Here is a 22,218-nt window from a genome sequence, read left to right as displayed (position 1 = left end):
CCCTTGGTGCCGCCGGAACCCCTGGTGCCATCGGAACCCCTGGTGCCGTCAGTCCCCTTGGTGCCTCCGGTTCCGTCCTCGTCTTTCTCCCGCTCTTCCCGCCAGGCCTTGTAGCCTTTGCCTTTCCAGCCATAGCGGTCCGACAAGTGGCCGTCATACCAGCGGCTGAAATTCCCGCCTTGCACCCCGCCGTTGTAATAGCTTTTGCCGCCGCAAGCCTGTTTGCCGCCCCAGCCCCATGAATAATGTCCCCGACCCATTCTCTACCCCCCGGAAAAACCTTGAATCACAGTCGCGCAACGGCTTTGGACAGGCCGCACCTGCGCATTGGACAAGAGTAAGAAAGCAGGCGGAAAGGGCCAATTTTTCGGCACATTTTAGTCAAATTTCCATATTGCGGATCAGCAATTGGAAACAATTCCGCGGACCGGACTCTAATTGTGCTGCGTTCCAGCTCAATTGCGTGGCCAGTGGGCGCCGCGCGGAAGGCGAATCAAGGAACCGTGGGCTGCAATTGTCCAATTCTGTCCCGAAAAACGCCTTCATTCGCAACTAAAGCGTTAAGGGATCAGGGGTGCGCTGCGCCTGTTTTGCGCGGCGGGTTGGGAAAGGAAGCACGTTATGGCTGATGGCAGATTTGACGACCGCACCGCGTATATCGCGGGCGCAGCCTGGGAGGTTCTCGGCGAGGAGCCGGTGGAAATCACCGCTCCGGGCGGCAAATCGCGTTCCTCGCTGCGGCTGCATTTCAAGGACCGCACAGCGATTGCCACCCTGCGCGCCAATTTCCGCCGCACGCATCTTGAGGCCTTTGTGCTGGAGCAGCTGGCGCCCCATTGCGACGACATCCCGAAGGTTCTGGGCGTGCATAACGATGTGCTGTTCCAGTCCGACACCGGTGCGATCCGGCTGAGCGAGGAAATCATCGAGCATGAAGAGGGCGACCAGCTGGAGCTGGCGGCCGAGGCCTGCGCTGCGATCTTCCGCATCCAGGCCGCCGCCCGCAAAACCGAGCTGCACACTGTGCTGCCGCATCTGGGCGCCAACCGCAGCTGGATCCGCAATTTCGTGAGTTCGGTCGAGGCGCTGGAGGCTTACTCCATGGGCATCCCGGATGAGTTCGACTACCCGGCGGTGGCGGAATACATGGAACATCCCGGTGCGCAGTTTCTGAAGTGGGACTGCCGCTCGGGCAATGCGGCGATCGGCGAGGACGGTTTTGTCCGCTGGTTCGATTTCGAATATGCCGGCCTGCGCCACGGCGCCGAGGATTTCGCCTGGCTGATCGGCGACGAGACCTGGCCCATCGCGCCTGACAAGATGGCTGATGTGATGATCGAGACCTTCGACCCCAACTGCGGCCACGGGATCGGCGATTATCTGGAGTATCTCTCGGCCTATACTGCGCTGCATTGCGTGCAGCGGCTGGAGCTGATCCAGAGAGAAGTGAAAAGCCGCGGCTGGCTGACTCAGGAAAAAGTGCGCAAGTTCGACGATGCAGGTGTGCACCCGGAATTTGCCGCGCAGCTGTGCCGCACCGGCGCCTATTACGCCGCGCAATCCAGGCTCACCGCGCCGCTCAGCCGCAATTTCGAAGCTGCCGGCAAGGCCTTTACTGCGATGTCTGAGGGCTGACGGGTTTTCCCCGGGGTTCCGCTGATGTGACGTGCGGTCCGGGTTCCTTGCAGGCGCCCCGGGCCGCTATCCTGTTTGCAGAACGCAAAAGGGAGAGACCATGCAGCAGGCCGAAGATTTCCGCGCCGAGAGCCGCGCTTTGGCGGCAATCCTGGAGGATCTGCCCGAGGCCGCGTTCCACCGGGCAACCCAGTTCAAGGGCTGGACCATCGACCACGTGCTGGGCCATCTGCATCTGTTCAATGCGGCGGCGGAGGCATCGTTGCGGGGGGAGGAAGCCTTTGCGGCCTTCATAGCTCCGGTGCTGCGGGACATGCAGGCGGGCAAGCCGATACTTGAGTGCCAGTTCCCCTGGCTGGACGGGCTTTCGGGGCGGGCGCTGTTTGCGGCCTGGAGGCAGGGGGCGGAACGTTGTGCTGGTGCTTTTGCCGATGCGGACCCCAAGGCGCGGCTGAAATGGATCGGCCCGGATATGAGCGCGCTGAGTTCGGTGACGGCGCGGCAGATGGAGACCTGGGCGCATGGCCAGGAGGTCTTTGATCTGCTGGGGCTGAAACGGCAGGAGCAGGACCGCATCCGCAACATCGCGCATCTGGGTGTGGCGACCTATGGCTGGAGCTTCCGCAACCGCGGCCTGGCGGTGCCGGAGCCGGCTCCCTTTGTGCAGCTGACCGGTCCGTCCGGAGCGGTCTGGGAATGGAATGCGCCGCAGCAGGGAAACTTCGTAAAGGGCACAGCAATTGAGTTCGCACAGGTTGCGGCCCAAGTGCGCAACATAGAAGATACCGCATTGCAGGCGGCAGGACCGGCGGCGGAAGGCTGGATGCGCATCGCCCAGTGTTTCGCGGGTCCGCCGGAACAGCCTCCCGCCCCCGGCAGCCGGTTCAGAACCAGGCCTTAAGCCGGCGCGCTGGGCAGGGAGCACTCCCGCCCGGCTTCGGCCTTCCTGCGGAAGACCTGTGCCCGTTGGGCGTGGCGCCGCGCCATAGCGCGGCGCCACGCCCAAGGCTGCCAAGGGGCGGCGGCGCAACCGGGGCACCTGCAGGCGCGGGAGCCCCTCGCTGGCGTGCAGGCGAACCGGTCCCGCAGGGCAGCTAGGCCCGGCGTCATGCTGTCCAGGATCAGTTGCTGGGCCAGGCGTGGGCCAGTCCCTCCAGCGCCATGCGGCGGGGGTCTGCCAAAGTCACCGGCAGGCCTTGGGCGTCCAGTGCGGCGGCATAGAGTCCCTGCAGCGGGGCTTCGGCAATCAGCGCCAGGTTCTGACCCAGCCAATAGGGGCGGGCTGCCGCCAGTTCGGCTCCCAGAAGCAGGCCCCAGATCCGTGAACGCGCTGTGTTTTCAGCGATCTGCCCCAGGCCTGCCGCAGCCTGAACCGAGGCGAGCCTGGCTGCCAGCAGCTCTGGTTTGGCCAGGCCGTCCGCCACTGCCTCCGCCAGCTCCGCCTGCGCCCAGTCACCAGCTGTATTCAACCCGGTGCCCTGTGCCGCTGCCTGCACAAGCCGGCCGGTCATCGCGCTTTGGAAGCTTACGGCCTCACCGGCGCTTATCTGCACCCAATGCGTGGTCTGGCCTGCCAGGCAAACGACCCCGTCCCACTCCGGGTTCAGCCGCAAAAACCCGGCCAGCGGCGCCAATGCGGTGCGCAGCACCGCGCAAGGCGCCGCCTGGCTCAGCCCGGGCAGCGCATGGACCGGCAGACCCTCCACCTGCAGCTCTGCCAGCGGCAGCTCTGCCAGCGGCACCGGCACCGTCTGCAGCGGCGCCAGCGGGCTGCCGCCCAGCAGCACCGGGCGCGGCTCGCCTGCCAGCATCTGCCGCACAGCCGCGGCCAGGGCGGCGGGGCCGCTGTCCTGCAGCTGCAGCTGCCGGGCCTGCCCAGCACTCGTGCCCGTCATCTCCCAGGCGGTGAGCCTGTTGCCATCCTGATTTATGGCCAGCCAGCTGCTGTTGCGGGGAGGGCGCATGGGATCCTCATCTGTTCTGCCATCGCGTCGGCACCGCTTATGGCGCTGATTCCCCATCCGGGCAAGAGGCTGTCCCGGCCGCCGGGACCGGCGCAAATACCCGTTAGGAGAGGGTATGCGCCGTAAGTATGCCCGCGATAGGCTAAAGCGCCCGCGATTTGTGCAAAAGACAGGCCCCGCAGCCCTGCGCCAGGCGGAAAAATTCCATTAGTATAAGGGCGGCAGCCGGCTTCGGACCAGCATTCCTCCGCCGGGCTGCCGCGCAGCAGAAAGGCTGCACCGTGCAACTGGCACGCCGCCCCGGCGTGCCGCCGGGCCTGGCCGCGGAACACGGCGGACTGCTGCCCTTCCTGCCCGCCCGGCCTGCCGGACCATCCCGACGACGACAAGGAACACTGCCAGAAACCGATACGTGCAATTCATTAGGAGGCACAGCACAGATGCCAGAGACCCCGGTCCCCCATAACGCGATCTTCGCCCAGCTGGCCGCCCGCCAGCTGCTGGAGCAGGGCCATGCGCCTGCAGAAGTGTTTGCCGGGACAGGGCTGGGGGAGGCCTTGCTGGAGCAGGAAGAGCCGGTCGCGCCGTTTTCTGATGTCGCGGGCTTCTTCGCCCATGCGGCAAAGCTGACCGGCGATCCGCTGTTCGGCTTCCGCCTCGGTTGCGAAAGCGACCTGCGCACGGCCGGGCTGCTGGGGTATATTGCCCGGACCTCACCGTCCGCAGGCTGCTTCCTGCGCAACCTGGCCCGCTACGGTGCGGTGATGAGCGATGGCTGGGAGCTGGACACCGCCCGGCTTGCCTCGCACGGCGCCTTTGCATGGGACTGCCGGGCGGCCGGCGGCCAGGAGGCCTATCAGTACATCGAGTTCCTGACGGCCTTGTTCTTTGCGGCGTTGCGGGAAGCCGCGCCGCTTAGGATCGAGCCGCGCAGCGTTGCTTTCAGCCACCGCCGCAGCAGCGGCACCGCCGGCATGGAGGCATATTTCGGCTGCCCGGTGCAGTTCGGCGCTCCGCTCTCCCAGATAGTATTCAAGCCGGAAGATCTGGAGCTGCCGCTGGCCAGCGCCGACCGGCGGCTGCTGCGGCTGCTGCGCGCCTATGGCGACCAGCTGCTGGACGGGCGCGGCCGCCAGGGCTCCGGCCTTACGGCCCAGGTCGAAGAGGCCGTGTCCGCCCGCCTGTCGTCCCGCACCGCCACGCTGGGCAATGTCGCGGCGGATCTGGGGATGAGCCCGCGCACCTTGTCGCGCAGGCTGGCGCAGGCCGGCACCAGCTATTTCACCATTCTTGAGGAGTTGCGCAAAGCCATGGCTATCCGCTATCTGAGGGAAAGCGAACTGGCCCTGGCCGAAATTGCCTTTCTGCTCGGTTATTCCGGGCTGAGCAGTTTCAGCGAGGCCTTCCGGCGCTGGACAGGCCAAAGCCCGGGGCAATTCCGGGCCGGCTGACACCAGCGTCAGGCGCGGGACCCCAACGATTCTGGCGGCTTTTTCCCGTTTTGCGGACAATTCCGCTGGGGTGGTGCAATTGTTTCCGGCTGGGCGTTTGCGTTTGCACTATTTCGGGCATTCGCCGCAGTTTTTTCACAATTTACGCGCATTTTCCTAAAATTGCCCTAATTAGGGTTGGGTGCAGGTTTGCACAGCCGCCAGGGGATTGAGCGGCAAGGAAAAAATGCGCGGGCGCGTGGGGGCGCGCCCCGTTTCGAAGCTGAAAATCAGTTCAGGTGCGCCGCGCCCTGCGGGCAGCGGAGCACCGGTTTAGTGATCAGCCGGCCTGGGGGGCGGCTGTCCGGTTGTTTTTGCGGCCGGAAGAGCGGGGGTATTGGAATGAAAGACATGGTTCCCGGAGGGGCGGGGCTGTCTTTTGTGCAGGTTGAGGTTCAAGGCAGGCGGCCGGCAGAGGCCGCCGGCCCGATGCCGTCCTTGCGCATGCAGCCGGCCAATTTGAATGCGGCCTTACAGGGGATTTCGCAGGCCGGCCAGGCGCCGGCCGCGGCCGGGCTTGGCAGCTATGCGGCAGTTGGCAAGCGGTTTCTGGACCTGTTCCTTGTGCTGTTGAGCGTGCCGCTGGTGCTGCCGCTGATTGCGCTCTGCGCGGTTGCGCTCTGGATCGAGGGGGGGCGTCCCTTCTATACCCAGGCGCGGCTGGGGCGCGGCGGCCAGGCCTTCCGCATTCTCAAGCTGCGCACCATGGTGCGCGATGCCGACGCGCTGCTGCAGCATTATCTGGACAGCGATCCGGCATTGCGCCGGGAATGGGACGAGACCCAGAAACTCAAGAACGATCCGCGCATCACCCGGGTCGGGCGCTTGCTGCGTGCCACTTCGCTGGACGAGCTGCCGCAGCTGTGGAACGTGGCCCGGGGCGATATGAGCCTTGTGGGGCCCCGGCCGATGATGCCGGAGCAGCTGCCGCTGTACGGCGACGCGCGTGCCTATTTTGCACTGCGCCCGGGCATCACCGGCATCTGGCAGGTCTCGGTGCGCAACGAGGCCGGCTTTGGCAGCCGGGTGCGGGCGGACTTCGACTATCAGCGCAGCCTGTCGCTGGGCCTGGACCTGGCGCTGATCTGGCGCACCGCGGGTGTCGTGGTGAAGGGGACGGGATATTAACCTTTGTCTGATCCGCTGCGGACCGCTTGCATGGCGGCTTTAGCGGATCAGCCGGCCATTGCGGGGAACGCGGTTGTGAAGCATTTTGCGGTATCAGGGGCCTTTGCTGCCAGCCCGGCGCAAGGCCTGCAACAAGGAGACGAGGCCAGAATGAGCGAGCAGGGCTTTAAGCGCTTCCGCCGCCGCCGGGTTCCGGCGGCCGCCGCCGCGCCGTCAGCTGATCCTGCGCCCTCCCGGCCTCTGACTGCGCAGGAAGCTCCGCAACTGCCCGCGCCCTTGCCGGAACCCTGGGACCGGATCCGCCAGCTTCCTTTTGACAGTGCCGCGCAGGAGCAGGCGGGCCTGCCGCTGGTCAGCCGTTTCCGGGCTGGCCCGGCTGCCAAATCCTTCGATCTCTTGCGCACACGCCTGCTGCACACTCTGAAAGAGCGCGGCTGGAAACGGGTTGCGGTGACCGGACCCGCAGCGGGCTGCGGCACCACCTTTTCGGCCGTGAACCTGGCGCTGAGCCTGGCACGGGTGCCCGGCAGCCGCACTATCCTGATGGACATGAACTTCCGCCGCCCCGGTGTGGCACGGGCTTTGGGGATGCAGCCCCAGGGCGATCTGGCGGGCTTCCTCTCCGGTTCGGTCCCGATGGAGGACCTCCTGCTGCGTCCCATGCCGTCGCTGGCCGTGGCGCTGAACGGCGCCGCCGATCAGGACGCCGCCGAACTGCTGCACGGCCGCGGCTGCGCCGCTGCGCTGGACGACATGATGCTGCGCTCCGGCGCCGATACCGCCATCTTCGACCTGCCGCCGGTGCTGGAACATGATGACACCGCCGCCGTCTTGCCGCTGGTGGACGGGGTGCTGCTGATCTCGGACGGCACCGCCACCACCGCCGCTCAGCTGGCCGCCTGCGAAAAGATGCTGGCAGGCCATACCCAGCTTCTGGGTGTGGTGCTGAACCGTGCCCGCCGCGCGGACAGTCCGGTGGGCTAAGGCGCAAAGGGCGCCATAGTTTTGCCCGGTTGCTGTGGTCAAGATCCAGGCAACAGAATGGAAACGGCGACCGGACGGATACTGGCCGGGGCAAGAGAGCAGACAGATGGGTCCGATCTATTCACTGGGCGACTTCCTGGACATGGTGCGGCGCAGGCTGTTCACCATCTTTTGCGTGTTTGTCCTGGGCTGCCTTGGCTCGCTGTGGTTCGCCGCCAGCCGCCAGCATGAATATGAGACCGCCGAGGTGCTGCAGATCACCCAGCCGCAGATCGCCGGAGAGCTCGCCAAATCCACCGTCGAAGGTTCCTCTGCCCGTCGTATGCAGTTGATCGAACAGCGCCTGATGGCCCGCGGTTCGGTGCTGGAAATTATCGAAAAATTCGGCCTTTACGCGGACATGGCAGCGCTCACCCCGCTGCAAAAGGTGGCCCTGCTGCGCCAGTCGGTGCGGATCACCGGGGTTGCTGCAGCACGGGAAGGCTTTGCTGATGATGGCACCATCTCGGTGCTGACCATCACCGCCCGCATGCCTACCGCCGAACAGGCCCAGCAGGTTGCCCGCGAATTCGGCCGCCGCACCATCGAACTCAGCACTGCCACCCGGATCGATCAGGCCCGCGAAACGCTCAGCTTCTTTGCCGAGAAAGAGGCCGCGTTGGCCGATCAGGTTGCCGCACTGGAAGATGAGATTGCCGCCTATCGCAACGCCAATGACGTGACGCTGCCGGGCACCATCGAATTCCGCCGCGCCGAGATTGCGGCGATGAACGAAGGCCTCCTGGAGATCGCCCGCGAGCGCATCGAGATCCGCCGAGCCGCCGATCAGGCCCAGGCCACCGAACGCCCCGCCACCGCGCGCCGTCTGCAGGCCGAGGCCGGGCAGCAGCTGGCCACTCTGGACGCACAGGAGGCGCTGCTGACCGAACGCAAGGCAGAGCTGGAAGCCTCGCTGCAGACCACCCCCGAGGTCGAGCGCCAGCTGGGCGCCTATGACCGCCGCCTGGAACAGCTGCAGGGGGAGCTTGGCCAGATGACCGCCCGCCGCAACGAGGCCGAAGTCGGTTTCCGCCTGGAAACCACCCGCCAGGCCGAGCGGCTCACGGTGCTCGAACCGGCGCCTTTACCGGACTACCCGGTGACCGGCGCCCGCAAGACCAAGGCGCTGATGGGCGCGGCCGCCAGCCTGATCCTGTCGCTGCTGGCTGCCTTCCTGCTGGAATTGCGCCGCCCCGTGCTGCGCACCGCCAGGCAGATGGAGCGGGAAACCGGGCTGATGCCTGTGGTCTCGGTCCCGGTCATGGACACAAGGACGCGCCGAGGGTTGTTTCGGCGGAAGGCCTAGAAATCTTGTGAACTTCCGCACGGCTGATCGGCCGGGCAGAGCCTGACATTCCGGTTATGCCGGAGGCATGCTTTCAGCGTGACGAAGGCGTTTCGCGCCCACCCGAGGTGAGGCGCTGCCCTCCCGGATTGGGGTTAGGATGCACCCAAATCCGCTGCCATCTCTGCAACCTCCACCCAATGCCAGCTCAACGCCGCGCCGCCCGCCAGCAGCGCCAGCAGCGCAAAGCCCGCGTCATGCAGCGGGTCCCAGACGTGGTGCTTGCGCGCCAGCCGCACCAGCACCGGATAGGCCGCCAGCATCGCCAGCCCCAGCGCCGCAATGCCGCCGGGCAGACCAAACCAGGCCACGCCGCCCAGAAACAGACCTGTCTGCAGGCAGGCCCGCGCCGCTGAGAACATAAAGAAGCCGCGGCTGTCTCCCGCCGCAAGCGCCGCCTGGTCATAGGTCATGGTGATCACCGCAGGCGCCAGCGCCAGCCCAATCAGCACAATCATCGGCCCGGCCTGGGCGTAGCGGTCGTCATACAGGATCTGCACCAGCCAAGGCCCCATCCAGGCCATTGCCAGCAGCATTCCCAGGATGCCTGCGGTCAGCCCGGCCCGCAGCTGCCGCTGCCGCTGCAGGTTCTCCGGCGCTTCCCGCGCGGGCTTGTCCCGGTAGACCGGGATCATCAGCCGCTGGTTCACCGCATGGCCCAAGAGCATCGGAAAGCTCGCCAGGAAGTAACCGATATTGTAGATCCCCAGCACTTCCAGCGAGACAAACTTGCCCAGAATTGCCCGGTCGCCTTGCGAGGTCAGGAACCAGAAGGCGGTGGACAGGAAGATCCACTTGCCGAAGTGGATCAGCTCACCTGCCGCCGCCTTCTCCCAGCGGAAGCGGTTCACGGCACCCGGCAGGCCAAAGTGGCATAAGCACAGCTTGGCCGCCGCCTGGATCACCCCGCCCAGCACCAGCGCAATCACCGACTGGGTGGCCAGCGCCAAGGCAATCATCGCCGCCAGTCCGATCACCTGGCCACCCAGATCCAGCGCCGTGACCCGCCCCGCCAGCAAATGCCGGTGCGCGGTCTCGATCCGCGTCGGGTTGAAACCGGCGATTGCCAGCCCAGTGCCGGCAATGGGCAGGTACAGCAGCAGCTCCGGCGCGCCGTAAAACGCTGCCGCAGGCCAGGCCAGCAGCGCCGTTGCGGCCCACAGGCCAAAACCGCGGATCACTTGGATGGTCCAGGCGGTATCCAGAAAGTCCGGGTCGTCACCGCGCTTGTTCTGGGCAATCGACGGCCCGATGCCGACATCCGAGAACAGCGACAGCCCCACCGTCACCACCGTGACCAGCGCCATCAGGCCAAAGGCTTCGGGGAACAGGATGCGGGTCAGGATCAGGTTCGAGGCCAGCCGCAAGGCCTGGCTGCCGCCATAGCCCAGCATCAGCCAGGAGGCGGACCGCAGCACCCGCGCCATCATCCCCTGGCCTGCAAATAGTGCTGCAACCCGCTGCATGTGTCCCGCATTCCCCTTTGATCCGGCTCAAGGCTAGGGGGGCGGGGCAAGGGCGTCAATCAAACCGGCCAGGACTGCGGGCAAACCTGTTCAGAAGTCTGAAACTGCAAGACAATCCTGCGCGCTGTGCCGCATTCTCCACGGCTGCGGGACAAGCGGATCAGGGTGCTGGGCAAGCCGCAATTCCGCCGCTAACCTGCCGCCAGTCTTTGCCTTTGCACGGAACTTGCAACGTTGAAAATCGCCTATGTCCTGAACACTTACCCGCAGCCCTCGCACAGCTTCATCCGCCGCGAGCTGCAGGCGCTGGAGGCGCAGGGGGTGGAAATCACCCGTCTGGCGATGCGGCCTTCTGAAGCGGCTCTGGTTGATCCCGGCGACCAGGCCGAGGCCGTACGCACCGAATACGTGCTGCAGGCGGGGCCCGCACTCTTGCTGGCGGCTCTGATGCGCGCCGCAGCGGCATCTCCCTCCCGGTTTGCCCAAGCCTTGAAGCTGGCACTGAAACTGGCCCGGGCGTCGGGCAAGGGCATCCTGCGGCATCTGATCTACCTGGGCGAGGCAGCCTATGTGAAACAGCGCTGCGCCGCGGAGGGCGTGCAGCACATGCACGCGCATTTCGGCACCAACTCTGCAGCGGTGGCGATGCTGGCGCAGGCTTTGGGCGGCCCGGGCTACAGTTTCACCGTGCACGGGCCAGAGGAGTTTGACGCGCCGTACACGCTGTCGCTGGGTGAGAAAATCAACCGTGCGGCCTTTACAGTGGCGGTCAGCAGTTTCGGCAAAAGCCAGCTCAGCCGCTGGGCGGAATTTGGTAAATGGGACAGTCTGAAAGTGGTGCATTGCGGCATTGAGCCAGAGCGGTTTGCGGATCCGGCGGCGCTGCCGGAGGGCCCATTGCGGTTGGCGGCGATCGGGCGCTTTGTCGAGCAGAAGGGCCAGATGGTGCTGGTTCAAGCGATGGTTCAGCTGGTCAAGGACGTGCCGGAAGTGCACCTGTCGTTGATCGGCGATGGTGAAATGCGCTCTGATCTGGAGGCTGCGATCCAGGATCAGGCCTTGGAGAAGAACATCACTCTGACCGGATGGCTGTCTGAAGAGGGGGTGCGGGACGAACTTGCCCGCGCCCACGCGCTGGTGATGCCGTCTTTTGCTGAAGGCCTGCCGATGGTGGTGATGGAGGCAATGGCCGCCGCCCGCCCGGTGATTGCCACCTTCATCGCCGGCACGCCGGAGCTGGTGGTGCCTGGGCAAACGGGCTGGCTGGTGCCTGCGGGTGATGCGGCCGCGCTGGCCGCTGCGATGCGCGGGCTTGGCAGCACCGCGACGGAAGACCTGCGGGACATCGGCCAGGCCGGCCGGCTGCGGGTGCTGGAGCGCCACGACAGCGCTGCTGAGGCCGGCAAACTGGCTGCGCATTTCCGCGCGGCTGTTGCGAAATAATTCCCGGAGCTCTCCCGCCCGTCGCCGGTGCATTTGACAATGCCCCGCTCCCGTTGGGCCAGGCTCAGCACCTGCGGCGCTGAGCCTGGCCCAAGGCCGCCAAGGTTGCTCTGGCATAGCCAGGGCATCCTGCGGGCGCGGGAGTGCCCCGCTTTGCATGAAACCGCAGGTGGCGCGGTCTTAGCGGCCGCGGGTCCAGCGGGCCCGGGAGGCAAACAGCGGGGTTTTCACCGTCAGGGCAACAAGCGCGTAAATCAGGAACCCCGCCGGGTCCGACAGCAGCAGCCTCAGAAGAGGCGCCCGGGCTTGCGCCGCACCGCCGCCGTTTTCCAGCAGATGCGGATAGCGGGCAGCCACTTCCGCCACGCCTGCGTCCTGGCGCCGCCGCACCCGCACCAGGTTGCCGAACCCCTCCACCATCGGCCAGCTGTAGCCCGCCTGGACCTGCAGCCGCTCCTGCGGGGCAAAGCTCAGCCGGGCAAAAGTGTCGTCGGAGATGATATCCGGCCAGTCCCCCCAGCGCGCGCGCCCTGTGCGGGTCATGGCAAAGACCCCGAACCCGGGCGCCGTGCTGTTGAAAAACGGCAACCGGGCCCAGAATCGCGCGTAGGCCCGGGTCACTGGGCTGCGGGCGGGTGCCACCGACGGGCGGCCGCCGGCATAGCGCGGCGCGCCATCGGCCAAGGCCGCCGCCAATTGCGGGATGAGCATTGGCGAAACCAGCACATCGGCGTCCAGATAGATCAGGATATCTCCGCCGGCTGCCGCATCTCCGGCAGTCAGCGCGCCCAGCTTTCCACCCTCGGGCAGCTCCAGCACCCGCAGCACCCAGCCCGCGGGCGGCTCAGCCGAACGCGCCAGGGCAGCCGTATCATCCGAACAGCCGTTGGCCAGCACCAGAACCTCGCCTGCCATGCCTTCGGGCAAGGGCTCAGAGGCGAACACCGCCGCAAGACACCCTCCGATATAAGCGGCTTCATTATGCGCCGGGATCAGCACCGAGACCCGCAGTGTCACTTTACCATCTCCAAAGTGTCCCAGCGCGGGTTCTTGTCACTCAAATTGCGCAAGGTCCCCCAGCTGCCCCATTTCCCCGGCACCCCCACATCGGCGTAAGCGGTGAACAGCGATCCGCCAAGCGCGTGCCAGCCGGCCAGCAGCTCGCGGTAGAGGGCGCCCATCTCGGGCGTGTAGTTGAAATGGGTGAAAAAGCCGGTGAGTGCGTCATCCTCTACCATCGGGCCGATCCCCACTACATGGCTGCCGCCTTCATACATGATCAGCTCCAGCCCGTGCTTTTGCGCAACCCCGGCATGATAAGGCAGAACCCGCCCCAGCAGATCCGCCAGCGTGTCGGCCGGCTCGCCCGAGATCAGCCCGTCGCGCAACTCGGCACCGGCCTGGGCCGAGGCCGCATCATACTGGTGACGGTTCGCGAATTCTGCTGCCGCCGCGCCAGCCAAGCCGCGCTCCGCAGCCACCGCGCGGGCCTGTTCGCGGCTGGCGGCAATCCAGGCGCGGACCTGCCCGGCGCGCTCCCTCAGACCTAGAGCGCCGCCGAAATAGCCAGTCACCGCATAGGCGTCAAAGTAGGCGGCAGGCGCGAGCCGGTCCGCCCGCTCCGCCTTCCACAAGGGCGCCGTCAGCACCTGCTCTTCCAGTCCCAGCCAGCCGGTCTGCGAGGAAATCACCCGCACCAGCCTTCCGCTGTCCTCCCCGAACACCTCTGTCCAGATCTGTGCCATTTCCGCTGCGCGGCCGCCGTAGAACTGCATCCACAGGCCTTCGCCGCCCCAGCGCGCCTGCGCCTGGGCATCGGCCCAAGCCGCCTGCTGGAATTGCCAGTTCCAGACCTCGTTGGAGTATTCGGCATAGGCGCGCAGGTCCTCATCCAGCCCTTGTTCTGCCAGCCGGGCAAAGTTGCGCACATAACTGTCATCCGCCATGTGCGGCATGGTGAACCAGGGATCCGCGCCCAAAGTGTTGGCCAGCGCCAGCATCACCTCGGCCGGGACGCCCTTCAGCGCCCAAGTATAATCCTGCGGCAGCGGCCGGTCTTCCCAGCCGGTCTGCAAGGAGTCATTGGTGGCCATCCAATCCATGAACCGAAGAGCGGCAAACCCGTCGAGATGGTCCAGCCACAGCGGGTTGAACACGGCGCCCCGGTCATGGGCCTCCAGGTGCTCTTCCTTCACCACGCTGATATTGCGCACGTAATCACTGCCGCCCGCTGCCCGGCTCCCGGTGCGCTGGATGCGGATCTCAACCGGGCCGGGGCCGGGGCTGTAATCAAACCGCACCTCGCCTTTGCCATAGCGCACGTTCTGCGCCCGGCCCGCAACTTCGACAATGCCCTGGCCGTCGAACCGCAGCACATACCGCCCCTTGAGCGACACTGCGCTCTCCGGCAGGTCGGTCAGGATCACCGTGCCGATCGAGCCCAGCTCCGGCGGGATTGCAGTGGGCCAGCCGTCCGGGTCCAGATAACCGGCCTCCAGCAAGTCGGCATGTTCCGCGCCGCCCCAGCGCCGGGGCAGGTGGCCGATCCAAGGCCGGGCGGTCTTGAAATGATCCAGGAACGGCGCCTGGGTGCTCCAGTCGGCGATCCCCGCCAGATTAATCGCAACAGGCTGGCGCGCGGGTTTGATCGTCAGCGGCACCTCCTCCGCCAAAGCGGCATTGAGCACCGGCAGCGCGGCCTCCGCGGGCAGCGCGCCGGGTTCCGGCGGCAGCGCAGCGGTGCGCACTCCGCCGCCCTGCGCAGCGGCCCAGGCGATCTCTTGCAGCCGCGCCGCCAATTCCGGAGAGGGCGCGGCATAGGGCTTGCCCCAGCGGTCCGTCAGCTGGTGCGGCAGGCCGGCAGGGTCTTTTCCGGTCAGCACCGCATACTGCACCAGCGCCAAAAAGTAGAAGCCGGTGGCATTGGGGTGGATATCATCGGCAAAGACATCGCGGATGCCGTTCAGCCCCGGCATGGTGCCCGCCTGTATCGCATCATCCAGCCGGGCCATTGCCTGCCCCGCAGGCAGCAGTTTCACATCTCCGCCGGTGGCGGCACTGACTTCGTCCACAATTGCTTGCCAGCGCGGCAGATCCTGCGTCAGCCGCGCGCGCCATGGCATATCCGCGCCATCGTCAAACGGCACCTCGGCGCCGGTGCCGCTGTCCAGGCTGTGCCAGGTTTCCTGCAGGTAGAAGTCCACATCCGGATTGGCGGCCCGCGCCACTTCATAAAACTGCGTCACCGCGCCTTCGGTGTCGCTCCACTTCAGGTGATTGGCCAGCGGTATCGCCTCGGTCACGATCACCGCGCTGACGGGCTGGCGCAGTCTTTCACGTGAATCAACGCCCTCGGCGCTGCCGCTGTGCTGCCAGTTATAGCTCAGCGGCGCGCCGTTGATGATCTGCGCTTCCACCGCGGCCTCGCCGCGCGCATCCAAAAGCTGCTCCAGCATCGCCGGGTTGTCATGGCCAATCAAGGAATGGCCGATCATCACAACCGAGGTAATCAGCGCGTCCAGGTTCATTTCCCGTCTCCGGCCGGGACACCGGTGCGGGGCAGTGCGCGTACCGCGTCCCAGACGATCTGCTGCACTTTGGCTGCCCCCTCTGCCGGGAACGCCTCAGCCAGGCTGCCGTCCCTGCGGGTCAGCTGATGCGGCAGACCCATGGGCGCGCGCTGGTACAGCACCGCATAATGGGTCAGCGCCACCACGTAAGCGCCCAAATCGTTGAAGTGGATGGTGTCCAGATCCCCTTCGGCCGTGCGCGCAAACAGCGATTCACGTGAAGCCAGCCCCGGGATCTCCCCGGCCTCCGCCGCCCGTGCCACTGCTGCCAGAACCTGGCCGCCGGGGATCAGATAGGTCGGCTGCTCCGGGTTGCGGCGGCTATCCGGGCCCAGCAGCTGGCGGGTCCAGAGCGCCTCAAGATCCGTGTCGATCCGCTGCAGCCAGCCATCAGCATCATCCAGGCGGTGCCAGGTCTCATAAAGGTAGATCCGCGGTTCAGGAGACGCCCCGCGTGCCAGATCCGCCCATTTCCCCAGATATTTGGCGGCATCAAAATACTTAAGAGCATCGCGCAGCTCGACCATCTCGGTCAGCACCACCGCGCCATAGTCTCCTGATCCGACCGCTTCCTTGGCGTCCCGGTAAGCAGGCGCCTGATTAGCCGTGCCGAAGTGGAGGATATCCTCGCCGGGCTCCCAATGCGCCCGCAAAGACGTGCCCGAACCAAGCTGGCTGTTGTAGGCATGCCCCTCCGGGGCCAGCTGCGCCAGCATATACGGCATGTCCGGCCCGACCAGCGAATGGCCCAGATGAAACACCTGCAAAGGCTCCTCGGGTGGTGCCAGCGGCGGCGGCACCGGAACCGGGCGGCTGCGTGTTGCAAAGACCATCAGCCCGGCCAGGGCTGCCACGCCTCCTGCGGTCAGAAATCCGCGCCGGCCCATCATCCGCGCCCCCGGATTTCCGCCGTTGTCATGATCAGCCCGGCGCCAACAACAAAACTGCCGCCAACCGCCTCGCCGCGCGTAAACGGCAGCCGGTCGGCGGTGAATACCGCTTGATACGCGCCGGCCGCCAGATCGAACTCAAGCTCCATCCCGTCAAAGCCGTAAAATGCCCGGCTCAGGGTGTATTGCGCCTTATAGGCCGCTTCCTTGGCGGAAAAGATCACCTTGGCCATCTGCCCGGGATTATCCTGCTGCCGCAGCCAGGCCTGTTCGCGCTCGGAACATATCGCAGGCAGCAGCTCTTCCTTCAGCGGCGTGTCTTCCTCAATATCAATGCCCAGCCCCTGCACCGCGCCCGTCTGCGAAAGCACCGCCATGGCGCAGCTCTTGGTATGGGTGATCGAGCCCACCAGCCCCGCGGGCCAAATCGGCGCCCGGTCGCTGCCGGCGCGCACCGGCTCCGGTTTCCAGCCCAGCTGCCGCATCGCTTGCCGCACCGACTCCCGGCCGGCCGCAAACTCATTGCGCCGTTTCGCAACCGCATTGGGCGACAAGGCGGCGGCTTCCTCCGGATATGGGGCAGGCGGATTGCCCAACGGGTCCGCACCGGCCAAAGCCACGTCAGCGGCAAAAAGCGGCCGCACCAGCGCCAGCCGCTCTGCAAGTTTGCTGTTGGTTACTTTCATCCGGCTTTTGCCCTGCGGTTTGCCCGCATTGCCCGGCGTTTCGACATGGTGTCGGCGCGGTCCGGTGCTGCGGAGTCTTGCGGCTGTTCTTCCGTATTTGCCGGGGTGCCCGCAAGCCCCTCGATATGCGCTGCCAGCCCTGCCAGCGTCGGGAAACGGAAGATATCCGTGATCGACAGTTTTGCCGTGCCCAGTTCGTCTTTCAGCTCCCGGTGCGCCTGCACCGCCAGCAGCGAGTGGCCGCCAAGGGCAAAGAAATTGTCCTGCGCCCCGATGCCGCTGACACCCAGGATACGGCTCCAGACCGTGGCGATCTTCGCCTGCGCACCGTCGTCCAAAGCCACCGCCGGAGCGGCCTCCGTCCGTGCCGGCTGCGGACCCGGCAGCGCCTTGCGGTCGATTTTCTTGTTTGGCGTCAGCGGGAAAGCCTCCAGCGTGACGATATGCGCAGGCACCATCACCTCCGCCAGCGTGCCCGCCAAAGACTGCTTCAAAGCCTCGTCCGGAACCGGTGCCGAGGCCGTGACATACCCAACCAGCTGTTCCGCTCCGCTATCCCCGCGCGGCACCACCACCGCGCCGGTCACACCGGGGAAGGCGGCCATGGCCGCTTCGATCTCGCCCAGCTCAATCCGCTGGCCGCGGATCTTCACCTGATGGTCGGTGCGGCCAAGGAAGGCCAGTGTCCCTTCAGCGGTCCAGCGCACCAAGTCGCCGGTGCGGTACAGGAGCCCCTCAGCGAACGGTGCGTTTACAAAGCGTTCAGAGGTCAGCGCCTCCCGATGCCAGTAGCCCGCCGTCACCCCGGCGCCGCCGATGTACAATTCACCAGGCGTCCCCGCGGGGACAGGCGTTTGTTTCTCGTCCAAGACGTACACTTGCGTATTGGCTATCGGCGTGCCGATCCCGGCTGTCCCCGCGGAGACAGCGGCGATTTTCTCCACCGTCGACCAGATCGTGGTCTCGGTCGGCCCGTACATATTGTGGATCTCAGCCCCCGTCGCGCCCTGCAAAGCCTGCACCAGGTCGCCCGGCAGCGCCTCGCCGCCGACCAGCAGGTGCTGCAGCCGTCCCATGCAAGCGCTGGCATCGCTGTCGCCTGCAATCATCCGCGCCATCGACGGGGTGCATTGCATGTGGCTGACGCCATGCCGCACGATCTGCGCCGCCAGCGAGAAGTCATCCGCCGCCAGCTCCTGCGGTGCATTCGACAGCCGCAGCAATTCGGCCAGCGGTTTCAGCCCCTCCAGCACCACCTCGGGGGCAATGCCGTAATCGATCAGGCAGGCGATCTCATCGACACCGATCCGCTTCAGCTCCTCAACCCTCTGGCAGGCATCCTGGATGGTGCCGAACAGCCCGGAGTCCTCGAAGTAACGCTCAAAGGCAAAGTCGAGGATCGCTTCCAGCTCATCCTCCGACAACGACCCCAGGTCCATCTCAAACGGGTTCTTCACGCCCTCGGGTTTCTTGAAGGCCGGGAAGGCCCAGGCGTATTGCTTGATCAGCCCCGCGGCCGAGCGGAGGTAGTCCTTCATCGGCTCCCGCGCGACTTGGCGGGCTTCTTCGCGGGTTTCGGCCAGATAGCTGTGCAGCATCAGCGTGACCTTGAAATCCGCAGGGTCATGGCCCGCGCCGCGCAGGGCGTCGTGGTAGATGCGGATCTTGCCCGCAACCTCCTCGATGCTTTGCCCCAGCAGATGGGTCAGCACATTTGCTCCGATCGCACCGGCCTCCCGCCAGGTCTCCGGGTTGCCCGCGGTGGTGACCCAGACCGGCAGCTCTTTGGACACCGGCCGAGGCTGCGTCACCACACTGTGTTCACTTCCGTCCTTGCGGGGGAAGGCCACCTCCTCGCCGCGCCAGAGTTTGCGAACGGTTTCAATACTTTCGAACAGCGCGGGCTTGTTGGCGGGCGGCGTATTCTCGGGCCGCAGGATGAAGTCATCGGGCTGCCAGCCAGAGGCAAAGCCAATGCCCGCACGTCCCGCAGTCAGGTTGTCGATCACCGCCCATTCCTCGGCAATGCGTGCCGAGTGGTGCAAGGGAGCGACGCAAGAACCTGCCCGCACGCCGATGTTCTGCGTCACCGCGGCGACGGCTGCTCCGGTAACCGAGGGGTTCGGATAGGGTCCGCCAAAGGCATGGAAATGCCGCTCGGGCGTCCAGACCGCGTTGAAGCCGTGCTGGTCGGCGAATTTGGCGCCTTCCAGCAGCAAGCGGTATTTCTGCGGCCCCGGACCATCGTCGTTGCCCCAGTAGAACAGGTTGAAATCCATCTTGCGGTCCGACAGAGCCACCGGCCCCTTGGACAGTTCCAGCCGGCTTTCGTCGCTGGACAGGACCAGTTTCAGACCGCGCGACAGGGTCCAGAACAGCTCCAGCACCGAGATGTCAAAGCTGAGGCTGGTGACCGCCAGCCAGGCGTCGCCGGGCTGGTGCGGAATGCGGGCATCCATGCCGGTGAAGAAATTCGACGCATTGGCGTGGGTGACCATCACCCCCTTGGGCAGGCCGGTGGAGCCGGAGGTGTAGATCAGATAGGCGAGATCGCTGCCAGATGCGCCGCCGTCGGTGTTTTCTGCCGCTGTCCCCGCGGGGACGGTTTCGATTTCCAGCACCTGCGCGTCTGAGGCTGGCAGGCTGCCGGCCAGCGCGGATTGGGTCACGATCACCTGCGCTTGGCTGTCGCGGATGTAATGGGCGATGCGCTCGGCGGGGTAGGCCGGGTCCAGCGGCACATAGGCGCCGCCAGCCTTCATCACGCCCAAAGCGGCAAAGACCAGCTCAGGCGCGCGGCGGACATGGATGCCCACATGGCTGCCGGGTTTTACGCCCATCTCACGCAGCCGTGCGGCCGCAGCATCGGCGCGGGCATTGACCTCGGCGTAGCTAAAGCTTTGGTCTTCGAACACCAGGGCGGCAGCCTCAGGGGTTTTGGCAACTTGAGCCTCAAAGGCTGCATGGATGGTCAGATTAGCGGGGTAGTTCGCAGCGGTCTGGTTCCAATCCTCCAGCAGCATCTTGCGTTCGGTATCGGGCAGGATGGGAAGCGCCGAAACCAGCTGGCCGGGGTCACCGGCTATGGCGCCCAGCACCAGCTTGAGCCGCGCGGCAAGCAGCGCGGCGGCTTTGCTGCCGAGCCGGGCATTGTCCGTGAACAAGGCTATTTTGCCATCGGAGTAGTCGACCGTGGCCATGCAGCCCGGGACGGGTTCGCCCTTGCCCAGCGATAGGCCAATAGCGGGCCGGGGCTGCGCAGTGACCTCAGGTGCCCGTGCCACCAGATCCTCGGCAAAACCGCCGAATTTCCGCGCCTTGTCAATTCCTTGCCCAGCACGTTCCAGCAGGCTGGAAAGGCTTTCATCGCGCCGCGCCTGCAGAGGCACCCAGGAGGAGATCAGCCCCGGAACTGCGTTCATACTGCCAGCGGACAAGGCCACATCTGCAGCAGCCTCGCCGCTGCCGAGCAGCGCCCAGGCCAGCACCGAGGCAGCGGCCTGGACCTCGCTGAGAACCGCCGGCAGGGCAATTTCCTGGCGCGTGAAACCGGCGCCGCCGGTGTCCGAGGAAAGCGGCACCTGGACCGGCTGCATGTCGCCAAGGCGCCGGCGCCAGTGGCTTTCGCCGCCTTGCGCCGCGGCCATCTGCACGGTGAGAGTTCCGGCGGCGTCTTCGGTCAGGGAAGGCAGCACCTCACCGGCCTGGAACAGGCTGGAAGCGTTCAGCGGTTGGCCTGCAGAGGTGGTCAGCCGCGAGAGCGTCAGGGCGCCGTCTGCGGCAGCGATGGTCACGCTGTCTTTATTGGCTGCCAATACGGTGCCTGGAGTGCCGGAACTCTCGGCCGTCTTTGCTGCGCCAGCCAGGACAATTGTCCCGCCAGCCCGCAGCTTGGCAGCACACATCGGGTTCCAATAGCCGCCGGTGTCCAAGGCGCGGACCAGGCGGGCCAGCTCAGCGGCGGGGCGGGTGAAATCCAAGAGCCCCCCGGCGGCGGGGCGGTCGGATTTGGCGAAGATGCGGCGCTGCGACAGGTCCTGGGGCTGGCGGTTCAGCGCACCGGTTTCCAGCTGTGCCATCACCTCGCCAAAACTGTCCATTGCCGCGGCATAGCATTTTGAGTTCAGGGTAAAGGCGGTCTCGTCCTCTGCCACATCGAACAGGCGCTGGGCCAGGACATCGCCCTCATCCACGCCGCCTTCGATCAGGTGCCAGGTGATGCCGTGCTGGGTCTCGCCATTGATCAGCGCCCAGTTGGGCGTGTTGAGACCGGCGTAGGCGGGCAGCGGGCCGTCGTGGAAGTTTACCGCGCCCTTCGCGGCCTGGGCCAGCACCGCATCCGGAATCACGGTGAGGTTGGCAATCGACAGGAGCCAGTCGAAGCCGCCTTGCAAATCGTGCTGACTGTCTAGCGCTGTCAGGTCCTTGTCTGCTGCCCAGGCGCGGATGTCCGGATCCTGGGAGACCACGGCCCGGATCTGGTGGCCGCGGGCCAGCAGCGTCTCGGCGCAGCCGATCAGGAGGGATTCATTGCCAATCAGGGCACAGGTGAATGCGGTCATTTCTGCTCCTTCGCAAGCGGAGAGAGGGGGCGCGTTTCCGGGTTGGATCTTTGGCGCGGCCAGAGGGTGGCGCGCAGGCCGTGCAGGACAAGGTCGCGCAGGAAATGCGGCGGATCGGCTTGCGGCTTGTCTGAGATCAGGCGGCGCAGCCCGTAGAGCAGGCTGCCGGTGACGCGGGCCAGGGTGGCCAGGGCGGTATAGCAGTAGCCGTGGTGTTTCACGAAGTAGTGGCGGCGCGAGTCGAACCAGTACCCAGGGGTGCGCCGCCAGCCCTTCATTCCGGTGGAGGCAGAGCCCACATGGGCGACTTCGCTTTCCGGCACGTAATGGGTGCGCCAGCCGGCGCGGGCGGCGCGGCGGCAAAGATCGGTTTCCTCGAAATAGAGGAAGAACCGCTCGTCAAAGCCGCCGATCTCTTCGATCACTTCGCGGCGGATCATCAGGCTGGCGCCGGCGGTCCAGTCGACCTGCACCTCGGCCTTCGGCATTTCCATCGCCACCACCCAGGGCTTCAGCAGCCGGGTGAAGATGCCGGTGCGCACGGCGGCCTCGAATTCGCCGGCGATGGAAGGGAAGCGGAAAGCGGTGCGGTGCGGCACCCAATCGGTGCCGCGCACATAGGAACCGGCAAGGCCTGCGCCGGGGCGTTCCAGCAGGAAATCGCGCAGCGTGCGGATGGCATCGCCCTGCACAAAGGCGTCGGAGTTCAGCAGGTAATAGAACTCGGGCGCGCTGCCGTCTGCGAGGCCGGCCTGCATGCCGGTATTCATACCGGCGCCAAAGCCGCCGTTCACGGGGGAGCGCAGCAGCCGCAGGCGACCGCTGTCCAGCCAGCCGCGGGATTTGGCGCCCTGCTGCAGCTGCTCCCAGGAGGTGTCTCCGGAGCCGTTCTCGACGATCAGGATTTCGCCCGGGAGCTCCTCCATGCCGCGCAGGGCGGCCTCGGCGGCTTCAAGGGTCATCTCCGGCGTGCGGTAGTTCAGGATGATGGTGAGAACGCGCTGCTGCTTCATGGCG

16 protein-coding genes are annotated in these 22,218 nt (G+C 66.0%); 7 read left to right on the top strand and 9 right to left on the bottom strand.

From position 1 onward, the window contains the following. The coding region (locus RA19_RS26970; protein WP_039162162.1) for a hypothetical protein at positions 1-260 on the bottom strand (260 nt) is incomplete at its 3' end. Positions 261-621: 361 nt separating this feature from the next. Here RA19_RS26970 and RA19_RS10095 point away from each other — a divergent pair. Together RA19_RS10095 and RA19_RS10090 are read left to right on the top strand one after the other, a co-directional pair. Next, a complete protein-coding gene (locus RA19_RS10095) occupies positions 622-1,635 on the top strand; it encodes a hypothetical protein (protein WP_039162160.1) in 1,014 nt (337 codons plus the stop codon). Positions 1,636-1,735: 100 nt separating this feature from the next. After that, a complete protein-coding gene (locus RA19_RS10090) occupies positions 1,736-2,536 on the top strand; it encodes a TIGR03084 family metal-binding protein (protein WP_039162158.1) in 801 nt (266 codons plus the stop codon). A 220-nt stretch (positions 2,537-2,756) separates the two neighbouring features. Here RA19_RS10090 and RA19_RS10085 read toward each other — a convergent pair whose 3' ends face one another. Then, positions 2,757-3,599, bottom strand: coding sequence for a 2-dehydro-3-deoxygalactonokinase (locus RA19_RS10085; protein ID WP_039162157.1), 843 nt, complete (start codon positions 3,597-3,599; stop codon positions 2,757-2,759). 440 nt (positions 3,600-4,039) lie between these two features. Between RA19_RS10085 and RA19_RS10080 the strand changes: the two genes are divergently transcribed. The 4 genes from RA19_RS10080 to RA19_RS10065 all read left to right on the top strand — a co-directional run bounded on the left by RA19_RS10080 (position 4,040) and on the right by RA19_RS10065 (position 8,546). Next, a complete protein-coding gene (locus RA19_RS10080; protein ID WP_039162156.1) occupies positions 4,040-5,050 on the top strand; it encodes an AraC family transcriptional regulator in 1,011 nt (336 codons plus the stop codon). Between the two features lie 483 nt (positions 5,051-5,533). After that, complete coding sequence (locus RA19_RS10075) at positions 5,534-6,217, top strand: sugar transferase (protein WP_446720271.1); 684 nt, start codon at positions 5,534-5,536, stop codon at positions 6,215-6,217. Positions 6,218-6,367: 150 nt separating this feature from the next. Next, positions 6,368-7,201, top strand: coding sequence for a CpsD/CapB family tyrosine-protein kinase (locus RA19_RS10070; protein ID WP_241479050.1), 834 nt, complete (start codon positions 6,368-6,370; stop codon positions 7,199-7,201). Between the two features lie 106 nt (positions 7,202-7,307). After that, positions 7,308-8,546 (top strand): chain-length determining protein, encoded by a 1,239-nt coding sequence (locus RA19_RS10065; RefSeq protein ID WP_039162154.1) that lies wholly within the window; start codon positions 7,308-7,310, stop codon positions 8,544-8,546. A 134-nt stretch (positions 8,547-8,680) separates the two neighbouring features. Here the strand turns inward: RA19_RS10065 and RA19_RS10060 are convergent, their stop codons facing one another. Continuing rightward, positions 8,681-10,051: an oligosaccharide flippase family protein gene (locus tag RA19_RS10060; RefSeq protein ID WP_039162153.1), complete on the bottom strand. Its 1,371-nt coding sequence runs from the start codon at positions 10,049-10,051 to the stop codon at positions 8,681-8,683. Positions 10,052-10,285: 234 nt separating this feature from the next. On the opposite strand from RA19_RS10060, the gene RA19_RS10055 reads away from it, so the two are divergent. Then, positions 10,286-11,494: a glycosyltransferase gene (locus tag RA19_RS10055; RefSeq protein WP_039162151.1), complete on the top strand. Its 1,209-nt coding sequence runs from the start codon at positions 10,286-10,288 to the stop codon at positions 11,492-11,494. 180 nt (positions 11,495-11,674) lie between these two features. Here RA19_RS10055 and RA19_RS10050 read toward each other — a convergent pair whose 3' ends face one another. The 6 genes from RA19_RS10050 to RA19_RS10025 are packed head-to-tail and all read right to left on the bottom strand — an operon-like array spanning position 11,675 to position 22,214. After that, positions 11,675-12,511, bottom strand: coding sequence for a glycosyltransferase family 2 protein (locus tag RA19_RS10050; protein ID WP_039162149.1), 837 nt, complete (start codon positions 12,509-12,511; stop codon positions 11,675-11,677). Next, a complete protein-coding gene (locus RA19_RS10045; RefSeq protein WP_039162147.1) occupies positions 12,508-15,021 on the bottom strand; it encodes a hypothetical protein in 2,514 nt (837 codons plus the stop codon). The genes RA19_RS10050 and RA19_RS10045 overlap by 4 nt, the downstream gene beginning before the upstream one ends. Further along, complete coding sequence (locus RA19_RS10040; protein WP_082020507.1) at positions 15,018-15,950, bottom strand: hypothetical protein; 933 nt, start codon at positions 15,948-15,950, stop codon at positions 15,018-15,020. Before RA19_RS10040 ends, RA19_RS10045 begins: the two co-directional genes overlap by 4 nt. After that, complete coding sequence (locus RA19_RS10035; RefSeq protein ID WP_039162145.1) at positions 15,950-16,639, bottom strand: 4'-phosphopantetheinyl transferase family protein; 690 nt, start codon at positions 16,637-16,639, stop codon at positions 15,950-15,952. Before RA19_RS10035 ends, RA19_RS10040 begins: the two co-directional genes overlap by 1 nt. Beyond that, the gene (locus tag RA19_RS10030; RefSeq protein WP_039162144.1) at positions 16,636-21,201 is read right to left on the bottom strand and encodes a MupA/Atu3671 family FMN-dependent luciferase-like monooxygenase; all 4,566 of its coding nucleotides are present in this window, start codon (positions 21,199-21,201) and stop codon (positions 16,636-16,638) included. The genes RA19_RS10035 and RA19_RS10030 overlap by 4 nt, the downstream gene beginning before the upstream one ends. Then, complete coding sequence (locus RA19_RS10025; RefSeq protein ID WP_039162251.1) at positions 21,198-22,214, bottom strand: glycosyltransferase family 2 protein; 1,017 nt, start codon at positions 22,212-22,214, stop codon at positions 21,198-21,200. Before RA19_RS10025 ends, RA19_RS10030 begins: the two co-directional genes overlap by 4 nt. Positions 22,215-22,218 lie beyond the last annotated feature (4 nt).

This window comes from Leisingera sp. ANG-M1 (genome assembly GCF_000813745.1).
In the GTDB taxonomy this organism is placed as follows: Bacteria; Pseudomonadota; Alphaproteobacteria; order Rhodobacterales; family Rhodobacteraceae; genus Leisingera.
The sequence above is the reverse complement of the archived record's forward strand: the minus strand, read 5'-3'. Positions and strand labels throughout refer to the sequence as shown.